We start from the raw sequence: 25,173 nt of genomic DNA, 5'->3' as shown, positions 1-25,173 counted from the left end.
GATCAGTCGTCGGTGACGACCGGACCCACGACGTCGGCCACGTCCTCGAGGCCACCCGCGTTGTGGACGTCGGTGAAGCCCAGCTCGGTCATCCGCGCCAGGGCCTCGCCGGCCCGGCGGCCGGAGGCGCAGTAGAGGACGTACGTCGCGTCGCGGTCCAGCGGCTCGACCGCGGCGTCGAAGTCGCCGGACTCCCACGGGATCGACTCCGCCCCCTCGACGTGGCCGGCGGCGTACTCGTCGGGGTTGCGCACGTCGACCAGGGTCGCGCCTGAGGCGACGAGGGCGCTGGCCTCGTCGGCGGTCATGACCTCGGCGCCGGCCGTCGACGACTCCGACGTCGTCGCCGCCTCCGGCTCGGGGTCGCTGTCGCTCGCGCAGCCCGTGAGGACGGCGAGCAGGGCCAGGGAGGTCAGGAGGGTGCGGATCACCTCGCCATCATGGCAAGCCGACCCACGACCACGGGGCTAGCGTGGCTCCATGGACGCAGCCGAGTGGGACGCCAGGTATGCCGACACCGAGCTCGTGTGGTCGCGGGGGCCCAACGCCTTCGTCGAGGCCGAGTGCTCCGACCTGCCGCCGGGTCGCGCCGTCGACCTGGCCTGCGGCGAGGGACGCAACGCGATCTGGCTCGCCTCGCGCGGCTGGGACGTGACCGCGGTCGACTTCTCTCAGGTCGCGCTGGACAAGGGTCGGCAGCTCGCGGGTGACCCCGGTGCCGGCGGTGCCGTGGACTGGGTGTGTGCCGACGCGACCTCGTGGCGGGGCGAGGGGTACGACCTCGCGGTCGTCGCCTACTTCCAGGTGCCGGCGACCGATCGGTGTGCGGCGGTGCGACACGTCGTGGAGTCGCTGCGACCCGGTGGCACGCTGGTGTGGGTCGGCCACGACAGCACCAACCTCGCGGAGGGCACCGGCGGACCCCAGGACCCGCGCGTGCTGATGACCGCCGAGGACCTGCTCGCCGACCTCGAGGGCATCGCGGTGGACGTCGAGCGCGCGGAGCGGGTCGCCCGGGTCGTCACCACCCCAGACGGACACGGCGCCGAGGCCGAGCGGACTGCGTGGGACTGCTTCCTCCGGCTCCGCCGGGCGTGACGCGCCGCCGGCCCTGACCGGCTGGTCCGCCGCGTCAGCGGGCGCCCAGACCTCAGCAGGTGGAGCGCGCCGGCTTGCCGTCGAGTCGGTCCTGCGTCCAGGCCACGAGGTCGTCGATGTACGGCGAGTCCGCCTCCACGAGCGGGACATGGTCCTTGCCCGGGTAGGTGCGATACTCCACCTGCCCACCGTCGGCGCAGCGCTCCTCGACGTACTCGGCCTGCGCAGTGGGCAGCACGAGCTGGTCGTCCTCCCCCTGCGCCACCAGCAACGGCACCTCGATCGGGCCGCGCGCGATGTTCTCGTCCAACCGCTCGCCGAAGGGCCCCTCGGTCAGCGGGCGGTCGAACACCGAGCGATCGAACAACAGCGACTCCACCACCGAGATCATGGTCCCCGGCTCCTCGAGGCAGCGCGCGGCGAGCTCCTCGACGGGGATGCGGGCGCTGGGCCGGACGTAGTCGGCGGCGTCGACGTCGTCGTAGGTCTCGGTGTAACCCTCGACGACGTAGGAAGCGAACAGGGCGCCCCCCGGGATCTCCTCGAGGTTGCCCACGAGCCCGGTGAGATTGCTGGCCGGCGCCGCGGCGGCGACACCGATGACGGACGCGTCGGGGGCGTACTCGGGGGCCAGGATGCCCGTCCACAGCGCCGCGTGACCGCCTTGGGAGTGGCCCCAGACCACGGTCTGGTCGGTGGAGAGGTCCACCCCGTCCAGCTCACGCGCGGCACGGACGGCATCGAGCACCGAGCGACCTTCGGGCTCACCGATGAGGTACGGGTGCGGCCCCTCCGTGCCCAGTCCGACGTAGTCGGTCGCCACCAGGGCCCAGCCGTTGGCGAGCACACGGTCCAGGGCGAAGAAGGCGCCCGACTCCAGGCCGGAGCCGACGATCGTGGGCGCACAACCCTCGGCAGCACCGGTGGTGCCGTGCGCCCACGCGATCACCGGCAGGGGCGCGTCCGGGGTCGTCTCCGGCACCACGACCAGTGCGCTGGCCACCGCGGCCCGCCCTTCGTCCCGAGTGGTCGTGTAGAGGGTCCGCCAGGCGCGCGCCCTCTCGGGCATCGTGCGCTCGAACGGCTCCGCCCGCAGGAGCCGGCCCGCCTCGGAGGGCGCCTCGGCCGGGGCCTCGTAGAAGGCGTCGGGCGTCGGCGCAGCGGCCGACAGGGTGGCGCTCACGCCGAGCAGCGCGAGTGCGACGAGGAGCCCGACACCTGAGGCCACCAGAGCGGCGCTGCGGCGGAGCCATCCCCGCGATCCCCCGCCCTCCTCCACGGTCGTCGGGGCCCGGCGGCTGACGAAGATCGCATCCCATGCCAAGGTCACGCCGAACCACACCACGCGCAGCCCGAAGACGATGGCCACGACGACCACGGTCACGTCCGGCCAGGACAGGGCCAGGACGCCGAGAAGGATCGCGCTCGCCCCACGCATGATCGCGGCAGCGCGCCCGTCCACCACTCCCCGGATGCCGGCCACGAGCGTGGTGACGCCCTCGACGACGAGGGTGGCACCGACGATGATCGCGACCGCCCGGACCGACATGTCGGGCCACGCCAGGATCGCCAGTGCGGCGGCCCACCAGGCTCCCGCGGTGAGCAAGGTGGATCGACGCCACGGACGAGACTCCCCCGCGAGCTCGCCCACGCCGAGGAGCACCAGGGCGGCCACGATGAGGAGGACCAGGACACCCAACGAGGCGAAGGGTCGCATCACCAGCGTCGCGCCCAGAGCTACCGCGAGGATGCCGACAACGATGCCGACCACACGAGGACCCACAGCTGACGACGACAACGGCGCCTCCTGCCAGACGACTGCCCACCACGGTAGCGCCCGGACAGGGCGGGCTTCCAGACCGTTCCGGTCCCGCACGCAGCCCGGCGAACCGTCCCCGGCTCAGCCGCCGACCTGCGCGCGCAGCACCCCCGCCGTGCGCGCCAGCGCGAGGAGGTCGTCGCGCGGACGGGTGGACGGGCGCTGCTGCCAGCCCGCTGATCAGCGGGTGGGCTCGTCCCGCTCGGCCGCGTCCATCTCGGCCCGGGCCCGCGCCTCGGCCTCCCGGTCGACCGGCTCGTCGCCGTAGAGGCCCAGGTCCTTGGCCGACTGCGCCTTGCGCAGCTGGCGGACCAGGCTCCAGCCGAGCCCGGCGACCGCCAGGGCCAGCAGCAGGAAGATGATCAGCGCCGTCCAACCGGCCTTGACGTCCTCCGGCTCGGGAGTCTTGTCGGTGAGCGTGATCAGCAGCAGGTCCAGCATGGCTCCAGTATCCGTCAGGCCCCCACACGCAGCGTCATCAGGGCCGCGATCAGACAGCGATCACGACTGCGGGTCGGGGGTGATGCCGGCGAAGAGGTCGTCCTCGGGGGTGGGCGAGTCGACGTGGCTGACCACCAGCTCGTAGTCCTCGGTGGGCCACGTCGACTGCTGGATCTCGCGCGGGATGGCGAACCAGAAGCCGTCCGGGTCGATCTGGGTGGCGTGGGCGAGCAGGGCCTGGTCGCGCACCCCGAAGTAGTCACCACAGGGCACCCGGGTGGTGATCCGGTTGTCCCAGTCGTGGTCGCGCTCCCAGTTCTCCAGACGCTCCGTGTAGGGCGACTCGAGGTCGTGGGCCAGCATCGCCTCGTGGAGGGCGTTGATCTTCGCCCAGCTCCAGCCGTGGTGGTAGTAGAGCTTGAGGGGCTGCCAGGGCTCCCCCGCGTCGGTGTAGCGCTCGGGATCGCCCGCGGCCTCGAAGGCCGCCACGCTCACCAGGTGGCACTGGATGTGGTCGGGGTGCGGGTAGCCACCGTTCTCGTCGTACGTCGTGACGACGTGCGGGCGGAAGGAGCGGATCAGCGCGACCAGCCGCTCGGCGGCCTCCTCGACCGGCACCAGCCCGAAGCAGCCCTCGGGCAGCGGGGGCTTGGGGTCGCCCTCGGGCCAGCCCGAGTCGACGAAGCCCAGCCAGTCCTGGCGCACGCCGAGGATGTCGCGGGCCCGCTCCATCTCCTGGCGCCGGATCTCGGTGATGTTCTCGAGGATGTCGGGCCGCTCCATCTTGGGGTTGAGGATCGACCCCCGCTCCCCTCCGGTGCACGTCGCGACGTGGACGTCGACACCCTCCGCGACGTACTTGGCCGTCGACGCTGCCCCCTTGCTCGACTCGTCGTCGGGGTGGGCGTGCACGTGCATCAGGCGCAGGCCGGCGCGCGGCCCGCGGCCGGCCGGGGACCCGCTCGCGTCCTCCGCCCTGGGGAGGACGGGGCTGCCGTCGAACGTGGACCGGGCGGTGCTGGTGGGGGTCTCCTGCGGCATGGTTGGAGCCTAGTTCCTAGGCTGGGGACGTGAACGCACCACCGCCGACCACCCCGCCGGCCCCGACGTCGACCACCGACCTGGCCGAGCGGTACGGCGCGCCCGCACCGTGGCGGCGTACGGCGCTCGTCGCGGGGGTCGCGGTCCTCGCCCTGGTCTTCGTCGGCTGGGTGGCCTGGGCGGCGTGGTTCCACGGCACCCCGGCGGTCGAGTCCGAGCTCACCGCCTACGACGTCGCGGGCGAGCACGCCGCCACCGCCGTGGTGGAGGTGGACCTCGGCGAGGGCGCCGACGCGAGCTGCCGGGTGCGCGCGCTGGCCGAGGACCACAGCACCGTCGGGGAGCTCGCGTTCACGCCCACCGACGGGCGCAACGAGGTCGAGGTCCGCACCGAGCGCCGGGCCACCAGCGTCGAGCTGGTCGGGTGCACGACCCCCGACCAGCAGCGCCCGCGCTGACCCGCGGCCCCCTCCCACACCCCCGCCCACACCCCCGCCCACACCCCTCGGGACGGCTGTGGACCTGCGCAGGCAGCCTTCAGTTGCTAATGTGGCAGACCTGCCCGACCGGCAGCGCCGGCCCGTCGTCGGCCGCGAGCGCACCGCACGTACGCAGACAAGCACCACCACCACCCACGCTGGGTGCGGATCGTCGCATCCACGCAGCTCTCCGATCCACGTAGGAGTACACCCATGACGCAGGACGCCGGCACCATCTGGCTCACGCAGGACGCCTTCGACAAGCTCCAGGCCGAGCTCGAGGACCTCAAGGGTCCCCGCCGCCAGGAGATCATCGAGAAGATCTCCGCCGCGCGCGACGAGGGCGACCTCAAGGAGAACAGCGGCTACCACGCCGCCAAGGACGAGCAGGGCAAGCAGGAGGCCCGCATCCGTCAGCTCGAGGACATGCTGCGTCGTGCCGAGGTCGGCGAGACGCCGGCCAACGACGGCATCGTCGAGCCCGGCATGGTCGTCACCGTCCGCCTCACCGACTTCGAGGAGGAGGAGAAGTTCCTCCTCGGTGCCCGCGAGAACCTCGCCGAGGGCGACAAGCTCGACGTCTACTCCCCGCAGTCGGCCATGGGTGCCGCGATCAACGGCAAGTCCAAGGGCGAGACCGTCACCTACGAGGCCCCCAACGGCAAGGCCGTGACAGTCGAGATCCTCGACGCGGAGCCCTACCACTCCTGATCCACCGCTACGCGCCTCCCCGCGAGGTCGTCGTACCCCAGCAGTGACCGCCACGAGGCCGGTCGGGCCCGGCCCGACCGGCCTCGTGCTTGCTCAGGCGGGCGCGCTGGCAGCCCGGAGCGCGTCGGGTGTGCGTGGAAGCACGGTCCCGGCGGCCGGGACGGTGCATCCACGCACAGTCGCGGACGCGGTGAGCCGGGTCAGGCGTAGACGCGGTAGCCACGCTCGCGCAGCCGGTTCATCACGGTCTGGGCGTGCTCGGACCCCCGGGTCTCGAGCTGGATCAGCACCTCGACCTCGGTGAGGGCCAGGGTCGGCGAGATCCGCTCGTGCGCGACCTCGAGCACGTTGGCACCGGCGTCGCCGACCTCGTGCAGCAGGCCGGCCAGGCCACCGGGCAGGTCGGGGATCACGACCCGGAGGTAGAGGTAGCGGCCCGCGGCGACGAGCCCGTGGCGGATCACCTTGCTCAGCAGCAGCGGGTCGATGTTGCCGCCCGACAGGACGGCCACGGCCGGCGTCTCGAAGGCGGTCGGGTCGTCCAGCACCGCGGCGACGGCCGCCGCCCCGGCCGGCTCCACGACCATCTTGGCCCGCTCGACCAGGGCCAGCAGCGCGCGCGAGAGGGACTCCTCGGAGACGGTGATGATGTCGTCGCAGTGCTCCTGGACCGCGGCGAACGTGATGTCGCCGGGCCGGCCGACCGCGATGCCGTCGGCCATCGTGGTCATCGACTGCAGCGGCACCGGGCTGCCGACCCGCAGCGACTCCGGGAACGCAGCGGCGCCCTCCGCCTGCACACCGACGACGCGTACGTCCGGTCGCGCGGCCTTGATGGCGATGGCCATGCCGGCCAGCAGTCCCCCGCCGCCGGTCGGCACCAGCACGGTGCGGACCTCGGGCTCCTGCTCGAGCACCTCGAGTCCGGCGGTGCCCTGCCCCGCCACGATGTCGCGGTGGTCGAAGGGGTGGATCAGCACGGCGCCTGTCTCCTCGGCGAACCGACGGGCCTCGACGAGCGCGTCCTCCAGGTAGCGACCGTGGAAGCGCACGTCCGCGCCGTACCCTCGGGTCGCCTTCTCCTTGGGGATCGGCGCGCCCTCGGGCATGAAGACGGTCGACCTGATCCCCAGCGTGCTCGCGGCGAGCGCGACGCCCTGGGCGTGGTTGCCCGCGCTGGCGGCGACGACACCGTGCTTGCGCTCCTCGGCCGAGAGCCGGGAGATGCGCACGTAGGCGCCGCGGATCTTGAAGGACCCGGTGCGCTGGAGGTTCTCGCACTTGAGGCTGACCGGTCCCCCGGCCAGCGCGGAGAGCCAGCGCGACTCCTCCATCGGGGTCCGCACCGCGATGTCGGCGAGCACCTCGCGCGCCTCCTCGATGTCGGCGAGCGTCACGGGTCCGGTGGGCTGGTCAGTCACTGCTGTGTTCCTCGTCGTCCTGATGGGTCGTCCTGCGCGTCACGGTCGAGGCCCTCCTCGACCTCCTGCTCCTCCTCGTCGGTGGTCACCGGCGACTCGTAGTCCTCCGGTTCCTGCTCGCGGGCCAGGTGGTTGACCACGGCGTTGCCGGCGGCGGCCAGGGGCACGGCGATGAGCGCGCCCGCGATGCCCGCCACGAGCACGCCGCAGCCGATGGCCACGATGACTCCGAGCGGGTGCAGGGAGACGAAGCGGCCCATGAGGAACGGCTGGAGGATGTGGCCCTCGATCTGCTGCACCAGGATCACCCCGCCGAGCATCAGCAGGGCCGTGATGGGTCCCTGGTCGACGAGCGCGACGAGGACCGCGACGGTGCCGGCGACGGTGGCGCCCACCATCGGGACGAACGCCCCGAGGAAGACCAGCACGCCGATCGCGAGCACGAAGGGCACGCCCAGGATGGCGGCGACGATGGTGATGCCGATGGCGTCGGCCATCGCCACGAGCACGGTGGCCCGCACGAACTGGGTGAGCGAGATCCACGCGACGCGCCCCGACCCGTCGACGTGCTCACGAGCGGCCCGCGGCGCCAGGTGCACCAGCCACGCCCAGATGCGGCCGCCGTCGGCGAGGAAGAAGTAGGTCGCGAAGAGGATGATGAAGAAGCCGGCCACCACGTGCCCGACGACGGTCCCGACCTCGGTGACCCGGGTGACGGCCCCGCCCTCCCCGGTCGACTCCGTGATCGCCCGCTGGGTCGACTCGATCCAGCCGTCGAGCTGGCTGTCGCTGAGGTTGAGCGGACCCGACAGGAGCCACTCGCGGACCTGGCCCAGCCCCTCGACCACCGAGGCGGCGAGGTCCTGCGCACCCCGGGCGACCTGTTGGCCCACGTAGGTCAGCAGCAGCCCCACGACCGCGATGCCCACGATCATCACCAGTCCCGTCGCCAGGGACCGGGGCACGCGGACCGCCTCCAGGCGGTCGACGGCCGGACCAACGAGCGCGGCGATCAGCAGCGCGATCGCCAGGGGCAGCGTGATCACGGCGAAGTAGGCGAGCACCCAGGCGGCACCGAGCGCCGCCGCGGCGATGATGATGAGGCGCCACGACCAGGCCGCGGCGAGGTCGAGCCCCCACGGGACCTGGGCGCGGCTGAAGTTGCTGGTCCCGGTGGTGATGGGGGCCGGCTCGGGGCGGCGCTCGGCCCGGAGCAGCGCCCACTGCTGCAGGAGCTGCGAGGTCAGCCGCTCGCGACGGGAGTCCTCGTCACCGTCGTAGACTCCCCCGCCGGGCGCGCCAACACCGGTGGCACTGCTGGTGGCACTGCCGCCCGGTCCTGCGCGGCCCACGTCCTCCGGGCTCACCGGTTCGTCTCCCTCACGGATGCAGGCTACTCACCGGCTCCGCTCGCCAGTCGCTGCACCAGCCGGTGCGCCGCGGCGGGGTGCTCGGCGACCAGCAGGCCGGCGGCGGCGAGCACGTAGTCGCGGTCCACGACGACCCGGGGTGCGCGCGGCAGCTGCCACCCGCCCTCGACGTGCTCGCCCGTGCTGGGCGCGAGCACGCGTCGTACGACGCCGTCGGCGCCGTGCCGCAGCACGCCGCCCGACCCGACCAGCAGGTCGACCTCGCGCAGGTCCTTGCCGGTGCGCTCCACCACCCGCCCCTCGGGGCTGACGACGACCTTGCTGCGACCGGCGTGCCGCTTGAGGGCGAGGTCGACCGCGGCCCGGGCGATGGCCTCGTCCACCTCGCGCTCGGTCTCCTCGTGACGCGGGTCGTCGGCGGGCAGGAAGCCGGGATCCGTACGACGCCGCGCGGCCGCCGCGGCCAGGTGGTCGAGGCCGGCCTCCTCGACCGTGCTGACCGCCGACCAGCGCATGCCGAGGTCGCCCTCGACGGTGCGGGTGACCGGGGTCAGGGCGACGACGTCGCGGGCGAGGCCGGCGTCCTCGGGGTCGAGCTCGACGACGCTGTGGACGTCGGTGGTGGCGCCGCCGATGTCGACGACGACGACGTCACCCGCCCCCGGTTGCTCGGGCCCGAGCCCGCGGGACAGCAGCTCGACGCCGGTGAGGACGACGTCGGGTGTGGCACCCCGCACCATCGCGGTGAAGTCGTCCCCCCGCGAGCTCAGGTGCTTGCCGCCGATGACGTGCGAGAGGAACATCTCCCGGATCGCGGCGCGGGCGCTGTCGGGGGCGAGGACCCCGATGCGGGGCACGACGTTGTCGGCCAGTACGACGGGCAGCCCGGCGAGCACGGCGGCCACCTCGGTCTGGGCCTCCGCGTTGCCGGCGACCACGACGGGTCCCCGCCAGCCACCGTCGACGATCCCGCGCGCGGCGGCCAGCAGCGGCTCGGCGTTGCCGCCGTCGGTGCCGCCGGTGAGCAGCACGACGTCGGGCTCGGCGAGGTCGCCGAGGTCGTCCTCGCGGCTGATCGCCCGGACGGCCACGACCTTGCCGCCGCTGGACAGGGCCACCCGACGACCGGCCTCGGCGGTGACGAGCTCTTCGTTGCCGACGACGGCGATCCTCAGTCCCCCGCCGGCGCTGGAGCACGCCAGCACCGCGGCGTCCGTGGCGCGGGCGTCCCGGCCGGCCAGCGACGCCAGGCACGCGTCGTACCCGTCGAGCACGTCACCGACGCCGTGGGCGTCCGGCAGCGTGGTCGGGTGGCTCGCGGCGGCCACGATCGCGCCCTGCTGGACGTCGACCAGCGCCGCCTTGGTGAACGTGGAGCCGAAGTCGACGCAGACGACGGTGCCTGCCGGGGCGGCTGCGCCGGGGCCGCTCATCCGACGAACACGCTGGCGGTGCCCGCCACGACAGCGAGGAGGACGCCCGCGGTCATCACGGCGAGGGTCAGGATGTGGGTCGGCAGCGGCTCATCACGACGGATGGCCCGGTCGGCCGCGCGGAAGTGCGAGAAGCCGGCGATGCCCGAGAGCGCCGCCGACGCGAGGAGGATCAGGGACAGCGTCGTGGTCGCCACCGACTCGTCGAAGAGGTGGAAGACCGCCACCCCGGCCGCGACCAGCCCGATGGCGGTCCGCACCCACGCGAGGAAGGTGCGCTCGTTGGCGAGGGTGAAGCGGATGTCGGGCTCGGCCATGGCAGTGCTCCCGTCAGCTCGCGCTGGTGCCCAGCGCACGGTCGAGGTCGGCCAGCAGGTCCTCGGCGGTCTCGATCCCGACGCTCAGGCGGACCAGGTCGTCGGGCACCTCGAGGTCCGTGCCGGCGACGCTCGCGTGGGTCATCCGGCCGGGGTGCTCGATAAGCGACTCGACGCCGCCGAGCGACTCCCCGAGGGTGAAGACCGCGGTGGACTCGCACACCCGCAGGGCCTGCTCGACGCCGCCGGTGACGCGGAAGGAGACCATCCCGCCGAAGCGCTTCATCTGCTTCGCGGCCACCGCGTGGCCGGGGTGGGACTCCAGGCCGGGGTAGATGACCTCGCTGACGGCTGCGTGCGAGGCGAGGAAGTCGACGACCTTCTCCGCGTTGTCGCAGTGTCGGTCCATCCGCACCCCGAGGGTCTTGAGCCCGCGGTGGGTCAGGAAGCAGTCGAAGGGACCCGCGACGGCGCCCATGGCGTTCTGGTGGAACGTGATCGCCTCGGCCAGCTCGTGGTCGCGGACGACGAGCGCGCCACCGACGACGTCGCTGTGCCCCCCGACGTACTTGGTCGTGGAGTGGACGACCACGTCGGCGCCGAGGGTGAGCGGCTGCTGGAGGTAGGGCGAGGCGAAGGTGTTGTCGACGACCAGCAGCGCGCCGGCGTCGTGGGCGACCGAGGCGAGGGCCTCGATGTCGCCGATGGTGAGCATCGGGTTGGTGGGCGTCTCGACCCAGACCAGCTTGGTGCGACCCGGCTGGACGGCGGCGCGGACGGCATCGACGTCGCTCACCGGGGCCGGGCTGTGGTCGAGGCCCCAGACCTTCTCGACCTTGTCGAAGAGGCGGAAGGTGCCGCCGTACGCGTCGTCGGGGATGACGGCGTGGTCGCCGGGACGGGTGAGGGCGCGGACCAGGGTGTCCTCGGCGGCCAGCCCGCTGGCGAAGGCGAAGCCGCGCTCCCCCATCTCGACGGCCGCCAGAGCACCCTCCAGCGCGGTGCGCGTGGGGTTGGCCGAGCGGCTGTACTCGTAGCCGCCGCGCAGGCCGCCGACACCGTCCTGCTTGTAGGTGCTGGTGGCGTAGATGGGCGGGATCACCGCTCCGGTCATCTCGTCCGGCTCGTAGCCCGCGTGGATCGCCCGCGTCTCGAATCCGGCCTTGCTCGCGTGTTCGTGGGAGGTCACGGGATCGAGGGTAGACCCGGCCTCCGTCGGCCCCGAACCTCGTCGGGCAAATGCCTTTCCACCCGTCCGCGGCAGCGGGACCATCGAGGATGACCACCTCCACCGACACCCCCACCGACAGCCCCGCCGAGGCCGCCGCCGAGCGCGTCTTCGGCGCGATCCTCGGCGCGGTCGACCTGCTCTCGATGTACCTCGGGGACCGGCTCGGCTACTACCGCAGCCTGGCCGACGAGGGCCCCGCGACCGCCACCGAGCTCGCCGGGCGCACCGGCACCGATCCCCGCTACACGCGCGAGTGGCTGGAGCAGCAGGCCGTCACGTCGCTCCTCACCGTCGAGCAGTCCCCCGATCCCGTCTTCGCCCTGCCGGACGGGATGCGCGAGGTGCTGACCGACGCGTCCAGCCTCGACTATCTCGCCCCCGTCGCGCGCCTCATAGCGTCCGTCGGGCCGGTCCTCCCGCACCTGCTCCGGGCCTATCGCGACGGCAGCGGGGTGAGCTGGGACGACCTCGGCGACGACGCGAGGATGGGACAGGCCGACGCCAACCGGCCCTGGTACGAGCACCGGCTCGCCGAGGCACTGGCGTCCGTCCCCGACCTCCACGAGCGGCTCTCCGTCCCCGGAGCGAGGGTCCTCGACGTGGGCTTCGGCGGCGGCTGGTCGACGATCGCGCTGGCCCGGGCCTACCCGTCGGCCACCTTCACCGGGGTCGACATCGACGAGCCGTCCGTCGCGATGGCACGCGCCAACGCGACCGCCGCCGGGGTGGCCGACCGGATCACGTTCACGCTCGGCGACGCGGGAGGCCTGGAGGGCGAGGGGTACGACGCGGCGTTCGCCTTCGAGTGCGTCCACGACATGCCCCGCCCGGTCGAGGTGCTCGCGGCCGTCCACCGCGCGCTGGCCCCGGGCGCACCGCTGGTGGTGATGGACGAGGCGGTCGCCGACGAGTTCGCGCCGGACGGCGACGAGCTGGAGCGGCTGATGTACGGCTTCAGCCTCTTCGTCTGCCTGCCCGACGGCCTCTCCTCGCCACCGAGCGTCGGCACCGGGACCGTGATGCGGCCCTCGACCCTCGCGGCGTACGGGCGCGATGCGGGCTTCTCCACGTGCGAGACGCTGCCGATCGAGGACTTCGGGTTCTGGCGGTTCTACCGCCTGGAGTGAGCCGCCCGGATCGGCCGCCCCGAGGCTCTCCCGTCCCGCCCTTGTCCGCCCGGGGAGAATGGGGCCATGTTCGGATTCGGCAAGCCCTCCACCCTCCCCTCCCCCGACGAGGCCCTCCCGGGGCGCGACTCCTCCCCGTGGACGCTCGGCGAGCACGTCGTCCTCAAGACCCCGGTCGTCACCGACGACGTTCCGGACGGCCACGAGGTCGCGATCTTCGGCCTCGGCTGCTTCTGGGGCGCCGAGGAGATCTACTGGCAGGTCCCCGGCGTCTGGTCGACGTCGGTCGGCTACGCAGGCGGCCACACCGCGCACCCGTCGTACGACGAGGTCTGCTCGGGCCGCACCGGCCACACCGAGGCCGTGCGCATCGTCTTCGACCCGTCCGTGGTGTCGTACGCCGACCTGGTCAAGCGGTTCTTCGAGATCCACGACCCGACGCAGGGCATGCGCCAGGGCAACGACGTGGGCACGCAGTACCGCTCGGCCCTCTACGTCACCACGCCGGCGCAGGAGGAGACCGCGCGTGAGCTGACGAAGGTGTACGGCGACGAGCTCGCCCGCCGCAGGCTCGGGTCGATCACCACCGAGATCCGGCCGGCGTCCGAGGCGGGCTACTACTACGCCGAGGACCAGCACCAGCAGTACCTCGCGAAGAACCCGTTCGGCTACCGCTGCCACGCCAACACCGGGGTCAGGTTCCCGGGCAGCTGACCGACCCCCACCGACCGGGCCGTCAGTTGCCCAGCACCGCCTTGAAGCTGAGGTGCCCCATCAGGTTGGGGCGCCCGAGTCGGTAGGCGCTGCGGCTCCACACCGTCGCAAGCCCCGTCAGCCTCTCGGGGAGGTAGGGCTCGTACGCGCGCGGAAGGTCCCACATCCGGAACTCCACCTCGGAGAACCCGGCGTGCTCGAGATGGCGACTGATGGAGCGGATGCTGTTGATCCGATACTCCGTGTGGACGTGGTACTCGCCGACCTCCTCGGGGTTGCGCACTCGTCGGAGCAGCCACTCGTCGAGACCGAGACGGGAGGTGGCCCAGGTCGCGAGCCCGAAGTAGTGCCACTGGTTGATCGTGAGGGCCATGAACACGCCTCCCGGCTTGAGCACCCGGGCCGCGGCTTCGGTGAACTCGACCGGATCGGCGACGTGCTCCATCACGAAGACCGCGAAGGCGACGTCGAAGCGATTCGCGTGCGCGAGGGAGAAGACCTCCAACGGCAGCTGAAAGCGCTCGTCCGCCTCGCTGTTGGCCTCCACCCGTGCGCTGGGGTCCACGACGACGAGGGACGCAGCGCGACGTCTGATGCGCGGGAAGTCACCTGAGGCGTTGCAGCCGCCGCCGACATTGAGGACCGCGGCACCACGTGGGGTCGAGTCGGCGACCCAGCCGGCGAAATGGCGAACGGGACCTTGCGGGGGCGCGACCACGGTGACCGTCGTCATCCTCCTCCGGCGCGCATGCGTTGACCTCGAAGTCACCACCTCAGCATTGTGCGCCGTCATGGCGGTTCGCGGCCATGGGAATGGTGGGCCACTGATGGCGTACGGGCTTTCACCCGCACCGGGGGAGGCGGGCCCTCCGCGGCCTCGACACCATCGTTGCCTCGGCTGCGTGCGCTCGGTGCACGTCAGCGCCGATCGAGCAGGGCCGGATGAAAGGCACACGGGGCATGCGCAAGGTAGCGGCAATCACGGCCATCGCGGTCGGCATCGTCATGAGCATCGCCGGGGTCATCGCCTGGGTGGTCATCTCCACCACCCTGGAGGACCAGAGGATCACCGTCTCCGACGACGCGAACTGCGCAGCAGGCGACGGCGTGAACGGGCCCATCTCGGCGTTCTGCCAGGCGGACATCATCGATCAGCACACCCAGGAGATCACGGGCGGGAAGACGTACGCCGAGCTGGAGCAGGACGACCCGGTGCGTGCGACCGCGATGGACTCCGCGTTCCTGCAGGCCTCGCTCTTCACCTCGGTCGTCGCCTTCGGCGTTGCGGCCATGGCGTTCGTGCTGGGCATCGTCCTGGCCCTGATCGGCCTGGCGTTGCGTGCACCGGCACCCGTCGCCTCCTCGACGACGACCTCGACGTGATGGCACGTCCGACCACGTCGCTCGCTGCGGTGCGAGCTCCTCAGTAGGGTCGGATTCTCCTGGCGGGGTGTCGATTCCGGTCGCGCTCGCCCGTCACACCGGTGGAGGGGGCCGCAGGGGCCGCCCGGGCGAAGGAGCGCGCATGACTCAGTACCTCATCTACTTCAACCAGCAGTGGGTCGGCGACCATACGCCGGAGTGGTTCCAGAGCCGCGTCCGGCCTTCCATGGCCGTCATCGCCGAGATGCAGGCCGCCGGCGTGCTGGTCTTCGCCGGCGGGCTCGAGGAGGGCGCGGAACCCTTCAACGCCGACGCGACCAGCGGCACGGTGGTCATCACCGATGGCCCCTACGTCGAGACCACCGAGTTCCTGGGCGGCCTCACCATCGTCGACGTCGAGGACGAGACGGCCGCCCGGATGTGGGCGGGCAAGATCGCGGAGGGCTGCGGCTGGCCCCAGGAGGTACGCCGGTTCGGAGCGGTGCCCGACATCTCGTAGCGGTCGCGCCGCCGACCGTCTCTGGACCCGGGATCGGACACCCGGCGGGCAGCCCGTGTCAGGATCGAGCATGGCCTCGGGCGACTACTCCGGTGACGACTTCTACTGCGACGTCGCACTGGCCGACCCCTCTTCGCTCGACGTCGTCCACGACGGGGTGGCCGTGCTCGCGTACCACCACACCCGGCCGTACTGGCCCGTGCACGTCGTCGTCGTGCCGAAGGTGCACGTGCCCTCGTCCACCGACCTGACGGGAGCGGACGAGGACGTGCTGCGCGAGCTGCTGGGGGTCGTGCAGCTGGTGGCGAGGCAGATGGAGCTCGAGCACGGGGAGGCCCGGGTGCTCACCAACCTGGGTCGCTACCAGGACTCCAAGCACCTGCACGTCCACGTCGCCAGTGGCGAGCACCACTGATGCCCTTCGTCGCGGTCGCCCGTACCGGCGCGATCGTCGTCGCACTCCTGCTGCAGATGAGTGCCTGCGGCGCTGACAGACCAGTACCGGAGTCCGCGGACTCCTCCGACGGACCGGTGATCACACCGGCCGAGCAGTGGGAGTCGTACCCGCTGGCCGAGGTGGGTGGCGACCTCGTCCTGCTCGAGGGATGCCTCCTGCTCGGCGACGAGCTGGTCTTCTGGCCGCACGGCACGACCTTCGACGAGGCAGCCGGCTCGGTGGTCTTCGCGGACGGCCCACCCGCGGTGGTGGGCGCTTCCTTCACGGGCGGAGGCGGGCACTACCCCGCGGCGACCGACTTCACGGCGTTGCTGGGTGCCGAGACCGGCGAAGCCATCTCGGCGTGCCAGCAGTCGACGGGTGTCTCAGGGGTGGTCTTCGCCTATCCGGCGTGATCCTGCGTCGACCGTCGACCTATCTGCGGCGATGGAACCGGAGGTCTCCGTTGGGGAGGCGGTCGTGGAGGTACCGGTCGTCGTGGGCCCGATGGTGGTGATGGGAGCAGAGGAGGATTCCGTCGGCGAGGTCGGTCTTGCCGCCCTTGAGCCACGGGATCAGATGGTGCGCCTCGCACCACGCCGCGGGGATGTCACACCCCTCCGCCCGGCAGTGCTGGTCTCGCAGGTCCATCGCCCGCCGCTGGCCCAACTTGTAGAGCCGTTGACCCCGGCCGAGGTCCAGGGGCTCGGACTTCCCGCCCAGGACCGCGGGGATGACGTGCGAGGTGCACATCAACCGTCGTGCTTCGGAGGCACTGATCCGGCCGCCGGTGTTGGTGGTCGCTACCCCGAGGCCGCTGATCATCGTGTCGTAGTCCATCGTCACGACCACGGACGTCGCGGTCCCGCCGTGGCGGGGGAGCTTGTTGGGGTCCAGGTGCTCGAGGAGGGCGCAGAACGCATGACCCAGGCGGGTCGGGTACGACACCTTCGTCCCGGCACCCGTGCCGGCCGTCCCGGCCGGCTTGCCGTCGTGCTTGCGGGGGTTGGTCCACGCGTGCAGGTAGGTCAGCAACCGGTCCGCGGTCGCGTCGGGGACCCGGATCCGGATCGTCGTCGACCCATCACCGTGAGAACGGGTCGTGAGGCTGGTGGTCTTGCGGGCCTTCCGTTCCTCACCCTCGAGCCGCTTGCGTTCCTGCTCCTCCCCCACCTCCGGGGCGACGATGTCGAGGATCCGACTCCCGAGCCGGCGGAGCTCCTTCGGCGCGAACGTCGCCGCGTACTCCACCAGCACCCGCTCCGCCTCCGCCCGGATGTCCGAAGGGGTGTCGTCGGGGAGGTCGTCCAACGCCCGGGCGATCACGTCGGCCTGCGCGGTCGACACCTCCCCCACCCGGTGTCCCTGGGCCAACACGTGCCACCGGTGCTCCAGCGCCCCGGCCAGCGTCATGTCGCGGCGGGCGGCACCCCGGTCGACGAGGAGCTCACGCTGGCACCACGCCGCAACGTCGCGATCACCCTTCTCCTCGGTCACCTCGTCCGCGACCGCCATCAACCGCAACCGGGTGGCAGCCACCCGGGACTCCAGACGCGCCAGCTGGACCAACGCCGACGCCTTGTCCGCCGGTGAGAGGTAGAGCAGCTCGACCGCGTCCGCCTTGTCCAGGGCCGCAGCGATCGCCTCGCCGCACTCCTGGACCAGGTGTCCGGTCGTCATCTCAGCCCCCCGCTGATCGGCTCCTGAGCGCCCCCACGAGCGGGGACCTTCTCCGTGGCACCATGCTACTCGAACATGTGTTCGAATCATGGCAGGAATCGGTCAAGAGTTCGTCAATCCACTACGCACCGGGCGACCACGTGCAGGCGCGCGCCGTCGTACTCCCAGCACTCCCATAGCGGGGAAACTCTGACCGCCCACAGCCGGAGGATGTTCCACGCTGTCACGACTCATGACGTGGACGTCGTGACCGCGGGTCCCCCCGATGACTGATGGGGGCGGCCGGCGTTCCGTCCCAGACGTGGCCCTCGCTGCAGGGCTACGCTCCCGGCATGGTTGCGGCGGTGGTGCGGCAGTGGGACAACGAGGAGGGGTGGGGCGTCCTCGATGCTCCGGAGACTCCCGGTGGCTGCTGGACGCACTTCAGCCACGTCGAGATGGAGGGATACCGCTCCCTCGCGCCGGGCCAACGGGTCGACCTCGTCTGGGAGTCACCCGGCCAGGACGGCTACGACTTCCGGGCCGTGCGCGTCCTGCCACGACCCTGAATCCGAGTGTGTGGCGTCGCGCGCTCGCGGCACGGTGCGGGACCCGCCAGACCTGGCCGGTCAGCCGAGCCCGGACGCCCTCGCGAGGTCGACGGCCTCCTCGCGGGTGGTGACACCCAGCTTGGTGAGCATGGCGGAGATCCTGTTGCGGATCGTCTTGGGTGCGAGGAACACCCGGTTCGCCACCTGGCTGGTGGTGAGGCCCTGGGCCAGGAGGTCGAGGATCTCGCGGTCGCGGGCGTCGAGCGAGGCAAGGGGCCCGGTGTCCGGGACCGCGGCGGTGGCGGCCACCACGGGCGCGCTGGCGCCGCGACCGAGCACGGTGGCCCCGGTGGCGACGGAGTGGATGGCCGCCAGGAGCTCGTGGGGGTCGGAGTCCTTGAGCAGGTAGCCGTCGAGCCCGGTGCCGAGGGACCGGACCACGGCACCCGGGTCGGCGCTCATGGTGAGCACCACGACCCGGGTGCCCGGCCAGCGACGCTTGGCCAGCGCTCCGAGGTCGATGCCGTCGCCGTCGGGGAGCTGGAGGTCGAGCACGCACACGTCCGGGTCCAGGTCGTCCGCGAGGGCGACCACCTCGGCCACCGTGCGGGCGGCGGCGCAGACCTCGAGGCCGGGGTCGGCGGCGACCATGGCAGTGAGGCCCGCGAGCACGACCGGATGGTCGTCGACGACCAGCACCCTCAGCGGGCCCGTCACCGGTGAGCTTCCGGGAGGGTGAGGGTGAGGAGGGTGCCGGCCGGCGGTGTCCGGGACACGTCGAGCGTGCCTCCGAGGTCCCGTGCGCGACTGCGCAGCGAGGTCAGTCCGACACCGGGTACGACGACGCCTCCTCGTCCGTCGTCGGCCACCGAGACGGTGAGCGTCCCTGCGTCGGCGTGCACGTGGTGCTCGATGCGCACGGTGACGTGGGAGGGGTCGGCGTGCCGGAGCGCATTGGTGACGGCCTCCGCGACGGTGCGGTAGACGGCGATCGTGGACTCAGGCCCGAGGTCCGCGGGGACCCCGCCGACCAGCTCGATGTCCGGTCCGGTGTCGGTCCGGAAGGAGTCGACGAGCCGCGTGATGGCCACCTCGGCCCCCTGGCCGGCGAGGGCGCTGGGGGTGAGCCCGGCGACGATGCGGCGCAGGTCGGAGCGGGCGGCCGCGAGGTCCTCGGCCAGGGCTGCCAGCGCGGGGGTGGGCGAGAGCTGCTGCGCAGCGCCGACGCGCATGCTCATCCCGGCGAGCATCGGACCCAGGTCGTCGTGCAGGTCCGCGAGGATGCGGTTGCGCTCGGCCTCCCGCTCGTAGGACAGGTCGCTGCGGGCGTGCTCGGCCTCGACAGCGAGGGCGACCGCCCGCGCGACGAGTGCCACCGTCGGGGCGAGCTGGGCGACCACGCGTTCCTGCCGGGCCTCGAGCCCGTCGTCGGTCGCCGCCCGCACGGACAGGACACCGACGGACTCCTCGCCCACCAGCAACGGGAAGTCCCGCCACGGAGTCCCCGCGACGGTGCCCCCGTTGTCACCCCCGGCGTCGCCCCCGTCGTCACGATCGTCGTCCGGGTCGGCGAGGGTGATGCGGGCATCCGTGGTGCCGCTGGTGGCGGTGACCATGGTGGCGGCCTTGGCGAGCAGCTGGCGGGGATCCCCGTCGCGGCGGAGGTCGGCGGTGATGGCGGCGACGTCGTCGGGCGCGAGGACGCCCGGTCCGTAGCGACGGGTCAGCGCCTCGCGGCGTACCCAGACGGCGGCGGGCGTGGCAAGGATGAGGGACATGGCTCCGGCGAACGCCGCCACCACGTCGGCGGCGAAGATGCGCTCGTGGACGGCGAACCACCGCACCCCCCACCACGCGGCCGCGCCGGTGGCCAGGACGCCGAGGACGAGTGCCGCGTCGAGGAGGGGCTCGTCGACCGGACGGGGCTGGTCGACGAAGCCGGAGACGGCCACCACGCACGCCACCGCCATCAGTCCGAGGGTGGCGGTGACGCCGTACGCCTGCGGGGTCCCCACCTGCCACACGACCGCGGCAGCGGCGAGCGTGGCCACCGGCGCGGCGACCAGCCAGACCTGCCACCGTCGCTCGGCCCGTCCGCCGGGGCGGGCCGCGGACACCGCGGCGGCCGCGACCAGCAGGACGGGCAGCAACCACGCCGGTCCCGACGCGATGTCGGTCGTGAGGCCGTCGAGGTCGCGGTCCACGTCGCCGTCAGCAGCGACGACCGTCCACGCGAGGACCCACGTGGGCGTGGTGGCCGCCACGACCGCCGCCCAGCCCACGGCGGGGGCTCGCCGGTCCAGGGCGACGACGCCGGCGATGCCGACGGGGAGCCACCCCAGCATCGGCAACGTGGCGTCGACCGCCACCCGGTCGTGCGGGAGCGCGAACAGCAGCGGGAGGACCCCGGCGGCGAGGACCAGTGCTCCCAGCAGGGCCTGCCCGGACAGTGGTGGCGGCTGCTGGTCCATGGGTTCGGGACCGTCCACGGCACGGGAGGCCGACGGGGAGCGGGACCCCTCGAAGGCGGTGCTGCCGTGGCTCCGGTGCGTGGATCCCGACGCAGCGACGGTGGAGTGCGTACCCATCGCCCCATCATCGACCGTGGGACGGACGGTGGACAGGGTGCTCGGCGACCGCGGGACAGGACGGGACGGGTGCGGGACGCCTCGGGACGCCGGAGTGCTGGTCACGGGCGACCGGACGTCGCAACCTTGAGGACATGCCCCCGGAGCGACCGGGGGAACGGCAGAGGAGTCAGCATGTCCCAACCCTCAGTGACCCAGGGGTCCCGGCAGGTCGATCCCGGCGGCAGGGCGCGGACGTGGGTGCCGTCGTACCGGACGTTGGTCGGCATCGCGTACGGCGTGTGCGTCGTCGGGATGAGCCTGAGCATCTTTGCGGAGATGCAGAGCGGGTACGTCGGTCGCGGCGAGCAGCCGCGGAGCCTGGAGGAGCAGCTGCTCGGCGTCGTCGGCTTCGGGACGGCCGGACTGCTGCTGTCGATCGGCTCGGTCAGGTTCTTCGGGACGTCGCCGCAGCGGGCGAAGACCGGTGCCGTGCTGCTCGGCATCCTGTCCGTGCCGGCGCTGGCGTTCTTCTGGTGCGGCATGCCGGCCCTGCTGGGGGCCGCAGCGGCACGTCTGGCCGGTCTGACGCGGGACGGCCAGCCGGTGTCGGGGGCGCCGCGCGTGTTCGGCATCGTGGGGCTGGTGTTCGCGCTGCTGAACCCCGTGGCGAACTTCCTGGCGGTCTCGATCTCCTGGATCACCAGCTCGCTCTGACGATCGGGTCGCAGCGGAGCACGACCCCGCTCGAGCTCGCAGCCCGCAGGCCGCGCCTACAGCCCCAGGCTGCGTGCCGCGGCCCGCACGGTCTCCGCGGAGGCGGCGAGCTGCTGCTCCTCCTCGGCGCTGAGCGGCGTCGCCAGCACGCTCTCGACGCCGGCCCGCCCGACGACTGACGGCATCGACAGGCAGACGTCCGAGAGCCCGTGGACCCCGTCGAGCCGGGAGGTCACCGGCAGGACTCGGTGCTCGTCGTTGAGGATCGCCTCCAGGATCCGCGAGACGGCGAGCCCGACGGCGAGGCTGGTCGCCCCCTTGCCCGCGATGATCTCGTACGCCGCGGTGACGACGCGCTCGTGGATCCTTGCTCGCCCCTCGGCGTCGAGCCGCGAGCCGTCCGACTCCCAGTCCTGGACCGGTACGCCGCCGATCGTGGCCGTGGACCAGAGCGGCACCTCGGAGTCGCCGTGCTCGCCGGCGATGTAGGCGTGCACGTTCTGCACCGCCACGCCCGTGTGCTCGGCGATCAGGAAGCGCAGGCGGGAGGAGTCCAGGACCGTGCCCGACCCGAAGACCCTGCTGGCAGGGAGGCCGGAGAGCTCCAGCGCGGCGTACGTCACGACGTCCACGGGGTTGGTGACGACCAGCAGCAGCGCGTCGGGCGCCAGGGCGACCAGCGCGGGCACGAGCTGGCGGCACATCTCGACGTTGGCGGCCGCGAGGTCGAGGCGGGTCTGGCCCGGCTTCTGCTTGGCGCCGGCGGTGATCACGACGACGTCGGCACCGGCGCACACCGCGAGGTCGTCGCTGCCGGTGATCCGGGCCATCGGCGTGAACTGCATGCCGTGGTTGAGGTCGAGCACCTCCGCCCGCACCTTGTCGGCGTTGAGGTCGAAGAGCGCCAGCTCGCGACACACCCCGCGGATCTGCGCCGCATAGGCGATGGCGGTGCCCACGGCACCCGCTCCGACGATCGCAACCTTGGACATGCGCCACTGTGGCACGCCGGGACGGGTTGCGCGACGGGCTCCCGCGCTCGATGACATGATCTCCCCACGATCCGGGACGCATCGGGTCCCCGCGCACAGCACGGTGAGCAGAGGAAACAGTGCCCCAGCAGCAGGTCCCGTCCGACACCGAGGCCGGTCCACGGACCTCGGGCGCCGCGACGTTCGCCGCGTGGATGGTCCACCTCTACACCGCAACGGGCGTCGCCGTGGCCTTCCTGACCGTGGTCGCGGTGATCGAGGGCGACACGGTCGAGGCGCTGTGGCTGGGCCTGGTGGCCATGGTGGTGGACGGCACCGACGGCATGCTGGCCCGCCACCTTCAGGTCAAGAAGCGGGTCCCGTGGTTCGACGGGGCCCTCCTGGACAACATCGTCGACTACCTCACCTACGCCTTCACCCCGATGGTCCTGCTCTGGAGCGCCGGCTACCTCGGCGAGGGCACGTCCGCGACGGTGCTGGCCGTGATCCCGCTGCTCGCGTCCGCCTACCAGTTCTGCCGGGTCGACGCGAAGACCGACGACCACCTCTTCCTCGGCTTCCCCAGCTACTGGAACATCGCCGCCTTCTACGTCGTCGTCCTCGACCTCCAGCCGGTCAGCGTCGCGGTCGTGCTGCTCGTCTGCGCGGTCCTGGTGTTCGTCCCGATCGGCTACGTCTACCCCTCGCGCACCGACCTGCTGCGCCGGACCACCCTCGTCCTGACCACCATCTGGCTCGCGAGCTACGCAGTGCTCCTGGTCCAGCTCCCGGACCCCGGCCCGGTCTGGCTGGCGATCTCGCTCGCCTACGTCGTCTACTACGTGGCCCTCAGCCTCTACCTGACGGCCCAGCGCTCGCGCGCGACCGCCCGACCCGTCCCTGACTCCACCTGACCCGCACCGGGCAGGGGCGCGCCCTCAGCGTCCGACGGACAGCCGGACGTCGACCACGTCCCCGAGCGCGACGCCCTCGGCGCGGCGTACGGCGTCCTTGAGCGGCAGGAACCACGTCCCCTCGCGGGGGAACATCGACGTCGTGAAGGACGTCTCCCCCAGCCACGCACTGACCGGCACGACGCCCCAGTAGGCCACCTCGGCCTTCACCTCGTCGACCATCTCGGCCTCGTCCGGCGGCAGCGGCACGAAGTGGTAGGGCGCCGGGCCGCGCCACTCGACGACCTCACCGGTGAACTCCAGCTCCATGCCCGCACCCTAAATGCGCTGGCGCACGAGACGACGCGCCCCGAGGGTGGACCCATGGACGGATTCGACCCGATGAACAGCTTCGGCCCCGAGGTCGCGGCGGAGTACGACGACCACCCGCGCGGCGACGAGGACGCGGCCGCCGACTTCCTCGCCGCCCTCGCCGGGGACGGGCGGGCGCTGGAGCTGGCGATCGGCACCGGGCGGATCGCCGTACCGCTCATGGACCGGGGCGTCGAGGTCGACGGCATCGAGCAGTCGCAGGCGATGACCGACCGGCTGCTGGCCAAGCGACCGGAGACCCGGGTCACGATCGGCGACATGGCGGGCGCCGACGCACCGCGCCGCGACTACCGCCTGGCCTTCCTCGTCTTCAACACCATCGGCAACCTGCTCACCCAGGACGACCAGGTGCGCTGCTTCGAGAACGCCGCCCGCCACCTGACCGACGACGGCGCATTCGTCGTGGAGAACCTCGTCCCCACCGCCCACCTCACCAGCCGCGGGCAGTTCGTCGACGCCGAGCGGGTGACCGCCGACGAGGTGGTGCTCGACGTCAACCGCTACGACCCGGTGACCCAGCTGCTGGAGGAGAACCACGTCAGCATCTCCGCCGGGGGCATCCGGATGGGGCCGATCGCGCAACGGCTGACCTTCCCGGGCGAGCTGGACCTGATGGCCCGGATCGCCGGGCTGCGGCTCTCCGAGCGGTGGGTCGGCTTCGGCCGGGAGCCGTTCACGGGTCGCAGCGAGCGGCACGTGAGCGTCTACACCCGCGCCTCCTGAGGCACCGCGGAGAGCAGCACGCACCCGGCCGCGACGAGGGCGACGGCACCCATCACGGGCCAGAGCAGCGCGGGAGCCACGGCATAGATCGCGGTCCCGATCGGCCCTGCCAGCATCATGCCGCTCGTCGACGCCCCGGCGTAGAGCCCCTGGTACTGCCCCACGAGGTGGTCGGGCGCGGCGTCGAGCACGTGGGCCGTCGCGGTCGTCTTGTAGAGGATCTCGCCGGCGGTCAGCACCACCATGGCGAGCATCACCGACACCACCGTCACCGGCAGCTGGAACAGGAACGTCCCCACCCCGACCAGCGCATAACCCGCCGCGATGACCGGGTACGCCGAGCGGCCGCGCAGGCGCTTTGTCACCGGCAGCTCGAGCACCAGGATGAGCCCCGAACCGACCGCGATCACCGCGGCGTACAGGCCCACCGGGGCCCCGGAGTCGCGCAGGTGCAGCGGCAGCGTCGTGTAGAGCTGGCGGTAGACGACGTCGACGAGGACCACGCCGACGAGCAGCACCACCAGCGACCGGTCACCGAGGACCACGCGCAGCATCCCCGGACCGGGAGTCGTGGGTGCCGCGGGCGGCTCCACCGGCAGCGCCCGGCTCAGCACCACCCGGATCAGCAGCACCGCCAGGCCGTCCAGGACGAAGAGCGCCTCCCAGCTCCACGTCACGACGAGGGCACCGAGCAGGGGGCCGATCACGAAGCCGGCGTTCGACGCGGCACGACCGAGCGCGACCGCCGTACGCCGGTCCCCGCGCGGCATCGCGAGCGCCGTGAGCGCACCGGTCGAGACCTGCCCGACTGCGCTGAGGTAGGCCGCGACGGGCAGCGCGAGGACCATCGCCCACACCGGCAGCCACGGCACCGACATCAGCACCACGGCGCCGACCGAGGACGCGACCAGCAGCACCCGCCGGTGCCCGTGGCGGTCTCCCCAGCGGCCGCCCGTGAAGTTCCCGACGAGCAATGCGACGCCGACGACGCCGGCGACCAGACCGGCCCGCGGAGCGCTCAGGTCACGCGGTCCGGTGAGGTAGAGGGTGAGGAAGAGGAACACGAACGCGGTCGCCGACCCGACGAAGCGGGAGGCCGCCAGCACCCACACCACCCGCGGCAGCTCCCGGAGATCCACGCGCCCACCCCATCACATGCGACCTCCGTCACCACCGATC

Annotated in this window: 29 protein-coding genes; 13 read left to right on the top strand and 16 right to left on the bottom strand. The window is 72.4% G+C overall.

Going from position 1 to position 25,173, the window contains the following annotated elements; genetic code table 11:
* Positions 1 to 2 precede the first annotated feature (2 nt).
* Complete coding sequence (locus DAE25_RS03675) at positions 3 to 431, bottom strand: rhodanese-like domain-containing protein (protein ID WP_107764819.1); 429 nt, start codon at positions 429 to 431, stop codon at positions 3 to 5.
* 49 nt (positions 432 to 480) lie between these two features.
* On the opposite strand from DAE25_RS03675, the gene DAE25_RS03670 reads away from it, so the two are divergent.
* Positions 481 to 1,098, top strand: a complete 618-nt coding sequence (locus DAE25_RS03670; protein WP_107764818.1) for a class I SAM-dependent methyltransferase — start codon at positions 481 to 483, stop codon at positions 1,096 to 1,098.
* Positions 1,099 to 1,150: 52 nt separating this feature from the next.
* Here DAE25_RS03670 and DAE25_RS03665 read toward each other — a convergent pair whose 3' ends face one another.
* The 3 genes from DAE25_RS03665 to mca all read right to left on the bottom strand — a co-directional run bounded on the left by DAE25_RS03665 (position 1,151) and on the right by mca (position 4,276).
* Positions 1,151 to 2,869 carry a lipase family protein gene (locus tag DAE25_RS03665; protein WP_107764817.1) on the bottom strand — a complete coding sequence of 573 codons (1,719 nt, stop codon included), beginning with the start codon at positions 2,867 to 2,869 and terminating at the stop codon, positions 1,151 to 1,153.
* A 228-nt stretch (positions 2,870 to 3,097) separates the two neighbouring features.
* Positions 3,098 to 3,358 (bottom strand): hypothetical protein, encoded by a 261-nt coding sequence (locus DAE25_RS03660; RefSeq protein WP_056886399.1) that lies wholly within the window; start codon positions 3,356 to 3,358, stop codon positions 3,098 to 3,100.
* A gap of 60 nt (positions 3,359 to 3,418) precedes the next feature.
* A complete protein-coding gene (mca, locus tag DAE25_RS03655; RefSeq protein ID WP_107764962.1) occupies positions 3,419 to 4,276 on the bottom strand; it encodes a mycothiol conjugate amidase Mca in 858 nt (285 codons plus the stop codon).
* Positions 4,277 to 4,428: 152 nt separating this feature from the next.
* Between mca and DAE25_RS03650 the strand changes: the two genes are divergently transcribed.
* Together DAE25_RS03650 and greA are read left to right on the top strand one after the other, a co-directional pair.
* Positions 4,429 to 4,857 (top strand): DUF4307 domain-containing protein, encoded by a 429-nt coding sequence (locus DAE25_RS03650; RefSeq protein WP_107764816.1) that lies wholly within the window; start codon positions 4,429 to 4,431, stop codon positions 4,855 to 4,857.
* A 234-nt stretch (positions 4,858 to 5,091) separates the two neighbouring features.
* Positions 5,092 to 5,589 (top strand): transcription elongation factor GreA, encoded by a 498-nt coding sequence (gene greA / locus DAE25_RS03645; RefSeq protein ID WP_056886397.1) that lies wholly within the window; start codon positions 5,092 to 5,094, stop codon positions 5,587 to 5,589.
* Positions 5,590 to 5,789: 200 nt separating this feature from the next.
* Here greA and ilvA read toward each other — a convergent pair whose 3' ends face one another.
* Genes ilvA through DAE25_RS03620 form a run of 5 tightly spaced genes read right to left on the bottom strand, consistent with a single transcriptional unit; the run spans position 5,790 to position 11,319 of the window.
* Positions 5,790 to 7,010, bottom strand: a complete 1,221-nt coding sequence (gene ilvA / locus DAE25_RS03640; RefSeq protein WP_107764815.1) for a threonine ammonia-lyase — start codon at positions 7,008 to 7,010, stop codon at positions 5,790 to 5,792.
* On the bottom strand, positions 7,007 to 8,377 hold the full coding sequence (locus DAE25_RS03635) for an AI-2E family transporter (RefSeq protein WP_107764814.1): 1,371 nt from the start codon (positions 8,375 to 8,377) through the stop codon (positions 7,007 to 7,009). The genes ilvA and DAE25_RS03635 overlap by 4 nt, the downstream gene beginning before the upstream one ends.
* 26 nt (positions 8,378 to 8,403) lie before the next feature.
* Complete coding sequence (locus DAE25_RS03630) at positions 8,404 to 9,813, bottom strand: glutamate mutase L (RefSeq protein ID WP_107764813.1); 1,410 nt, start codon at positions 9,811 to 9,813, stop codon at positions 8,404 to 8,406.
* A complete protein-coding gene (locus DAE25_RS03625; protein ID WP_107764812.1) occupies positions 9,810 to 10,130 on the bottom strand; it encodes a YidH family protein in 321 nt (106 codons plus the stop codon). Before DAE25_RS03625 ends, DAE25_RS03630 begins: the two co-directional genes overlap by 4 nt.
* 13 nt (positions 10,131 to 10,143) lie before the next feature.
* A complete protein-coding gene (locus DAE25_RS03620) occupies positions 10,144 to 11,319 on the bottom strand; it encodes a cystathionine gamma-synthase (protein WP_234410819.1) in 1,176 nt (391 codons plus the stop codon).
* A gap of 89 nt (positions 11,320 to 11,408) precedes the next feature.
* Between DAE25_RS03620 and DAE25_RS03615 the strand changes: the two genes are divergently transcribed.
* Positions 11,409 to 12,488, top strand: a complete 1,080-nt coding sequence (locus tag DAE25_RS03615) for a class I SAM-dependent methyltransferase (protein ID WP_107764810.1) — start codon at positions 11,409 to 11,411, stop codon at positions 12,486 to 12,488.
* A gap of 66 nt (positions 12,489 to 12,554) precedes the next feature.
* On the top strand, positions 12,555 to 13,202 hold the full coding sequence (gene msrA / locus DAE25_RS03610) for a peptide-methionine (S)-S-oxide reductase MsrA (protein ID WP_107764809.1): 648 nt from the start codon (positions 12,555 to 12,557) through the stop codon (positions 13,200 to 13,202).
* A 22-nt stretch (positions 13,203 to 13,224) separates the two neighbouring features.
* Here the strand turns inward: msrA and DAE25_RS03605 are convergent, their stop codons facing one another.
* Positions 13,225 to 13,935, bottom strand: a complete 711-nt coding sequence (locus tag DAE25_RS03605) for a class I SAM-dependent methyltransferase (RefSeq protein ID WP_159083552.1) — start codon at positions 13,933 to 13,935, stop codon at positions 13,225 to 13,227.
* 227 nt (positions 13,936 to 14,162) lie between these two features.
* Here DAE25_RS03605 and DAE25_RS03600 point away from each other — a divergent pair, with 227 nt between their 5' ends.
* The 4 genes from DAE25_RS03600 (at position 14,163) to DAE25_RS03585 (ending at position 15,936) form a co-directional block, all read left to right on the top strand.
* Positions 14,163 to 14,585, top strand: a complete 423-nt coding sequence (locus DAE25_RS03600; RefSeq protein WP_107764807.1) for an aromatic ring-opening dioxygenase LigA — start codon at positions 14,163 to 14,165, stop codon at positions 14,583 to 14,585.
* A gap of 142 nt (positions 14,586 to 14,727) precedes the next feature.
* The gene (locus DAE25_RS03595) at positions 14,728 to 15,084 is read left to right on the top strand and encodes a YciI family protein (protein WP_107764806.1); all 357 of its coding nucleotides are present in this window, start codon (positions 14,728 to 14,730) and stop codon (positions 15,082 to 15,084) included.
* A gap of 70 nt (positions 15,085 to 15,154) precedes the next feature.
* Positions 15,155 to 15,499 (top strand): HIT domain-containing protein, encoded by a 345-nt coding sequence (locus tag DAE25_RS03590; RefSeq protein ID WP_107764805.1) that lies wholly within the window; start codon positions 15,155 to 15,157, stop codon positions 15,497 to 15,499.
* Positions 15,499 to 15,936: a hypothetical protein gene (locus DAE25_RS03585; RefSeq protein WP_107764804.1), complete on the top strand. Its 438-nt coding sequence runs from the start codon at positions 15,499 to 15,501 to the stop codon at positions 15,934 to 15,936. Before DAE25_RS03590 ends, DAE25_RS03585 begins: the two co-directional genes overlap by 1 nt.
* Before the next feature lie 19 nt (positions 15,937 to 15,955).
* Here the strand turns inward: DAE25_RS03585 and DAE25_RS03580 are convergent, their stop codons facing one another.
* Positions 15,956 to 17,200: an HNH endonuclease signature motif containing protein gene (locus tag DAE25_RS03580; protein WP_159083551.1), complete on the bottom strand. Its 1,245-nt coding sequence runs from the start codon at positions 17,198 to 17,200 to the stop codon at positions 15,956 to 15,958.
* A gap of 332 nt (positions 17,201 to 17,532) precedes the next feature.
* Between DAE25_RS03580 and DAE25_RS03575 the strand changes: the two genes are divergently transcribed.
* Complete coding sequence (locus DAE25_RS03575; RefSeq protein WP_107764961.1) at positions 17,533 to 17,748, top strand: cold-shock protein; 216 nt, start codon at positions 17,533 to 17,535, stop codon at positions 17,746 to 17,748.
* A 60-nt stretch (positions 17,749 to 17,808) separates the two neighbouring features.
* On the opposite strand, the gene DAE25_RS03570 is transcribed toward DAE25_RS03575, so the two are convergent.
* Together DAE25_RS03570 and DAE25_RS03565 are read right to left on the bottom strand one after the other, a co-directional pair.
* Positions 17,809 to 18,447, bottom strand: coding sequence for a response regulator transcription factor (locus tag DAE25_RS03570; protein WP_199907400.1), 639 nt, complete (start codon positions 18,445 to 18,447; stop codon positions 17,809 to 17,811).
* Positions 18,444 to 20,318: a sensor histidine kinase gene (locus DAE25_RS03565; RefSeq protein WP_107764802.1), complete on the bottom strand. Its 1,875-nt coding sequence runs from the start codon at positions 20,316 to 20,318 to the stop codon at positions 18,444 to 18,446. The genes DAE25_RS03570 and DAE25_RS03565 overlap by 4 nt, the downstream gene beginning before the upstream one ends.
* A 174-nt stretch (positions 20,319 to 20,492) precedes the next feature.
* On the opposite strand from DAE25_RS03565, the gene DAE25_RS03560 reads away from it, so the two are divergent.
* Positions 20,493 to 21,014 carry a hypothetical protein gene (locus DAE25_RS03560; RefSeq protein WP_159083550.1) on the top strand — a complete coding sequence of 174 codons (522 nt, stop codon included), beginning with the start codon at positions 20,493 to 20,495 and terminating at the stop codon, positions 21,012 to 21,014.
* 56 nt (positions 21,015 to 21,070) lie between these two features.
* Here the strand turns inward: DAE25_RS03560 and DAE25_RS03555 are convergent, their stop codons facing one another.
* On the bottom strand, positions 21,071 to 22,006 hold the full coding sequence (locus DAE25_RS03555; RefSeq protein ID WP_107764800.1) for an L-lactate dehydrogenase: 936 nt from the start codon (positions 22,004 to 22,006) through the stop codon (positions 21,071 to 21,073).
* A gap of 119 nt (positions 22,007 to 22,125) precedes the next feature.
* Here DAE25_RS03555 and DAE25_RS03550 point away from each other — a divergent pair, with 119 nt between their 5' ends.
* The gene (locus tag DAE25_RS03550) at positions 22,126 to 22,899 is read left to right on the top strand and encodes a CDP-alcohol phosphatidyltransferase family protein (RefSeq protein WP_234410818.1); all 774 of its coding nucleotides are present in this window, start codon (positions 22,126 to 22,128) and stop codon (positions 22,897 to 22,899) included.
* Between the two features lie 24 nt (positions 22,900 to 22,923).
* Here DAE25_RS03550 and DAE25_RS03545 read toward each other — a convergent pair whose 3' ends face one another.
* Entirely contained in the window at positions 22,924 to 23,208 is a 285-nt protein-coding gene (locus DAE25_RS03545; RefSeq protein ID WP_107764799.1) for a DUF1905 domain-containing protein, read from the bottom strand.
* A 54-nt stretch (positions 23,209 to 23,262) separates the two neighbouring features.
* On the opposite strand from DAE25_RS03545, the gene DAE25_RS03540 reads away from it, so the two are divergent.
* Positions 23,263 to 23,994 carry a class I SAM-dependent DNA methyltransferase gene (locus DAE25_RS03540; protein ID WP_107764798.1) on the top strand — a complete coding sequence of 244 codons (732 nt, stop codon included), beginning with the start codon at positions 23,263 to 23,265 and terminating at the stop codon, positions 23,992 to 23,994.
* Here DAE25_RS03540 and DAE25_RS03535 read toward each other — a convergent pair.
* Positions 23,976 to 25,133 (bottom strand): MFS transporter, encoded by a 1,158-nt coding sequence (locus DAE25_RS03535; protein ID WP_107764797.1) that lies wholly within the window; start codon positions 25,131 to 25,133, stop codon positions 23,976 to 23,978. The genes DAE25_RS03540 and DAE25_RS03535 overlap by 19 nt on opposite strands.
* Positions 25,134 to 25,173: the final 40 nt, after the last annotated feature.

The sequence above is a fragment of the Nocardioides terrigena genome, from assembly GCF_003047265.1.
Lineage (GTDB): Bacteria > Actinomycetota > Actinomycetes > Propionibacteriales > Nocardioidaceae > Nocardioides > Nocardioides terrigena.
This window is presented reverse-complemented; position numbering and strand designations above follow the sequence as displayed.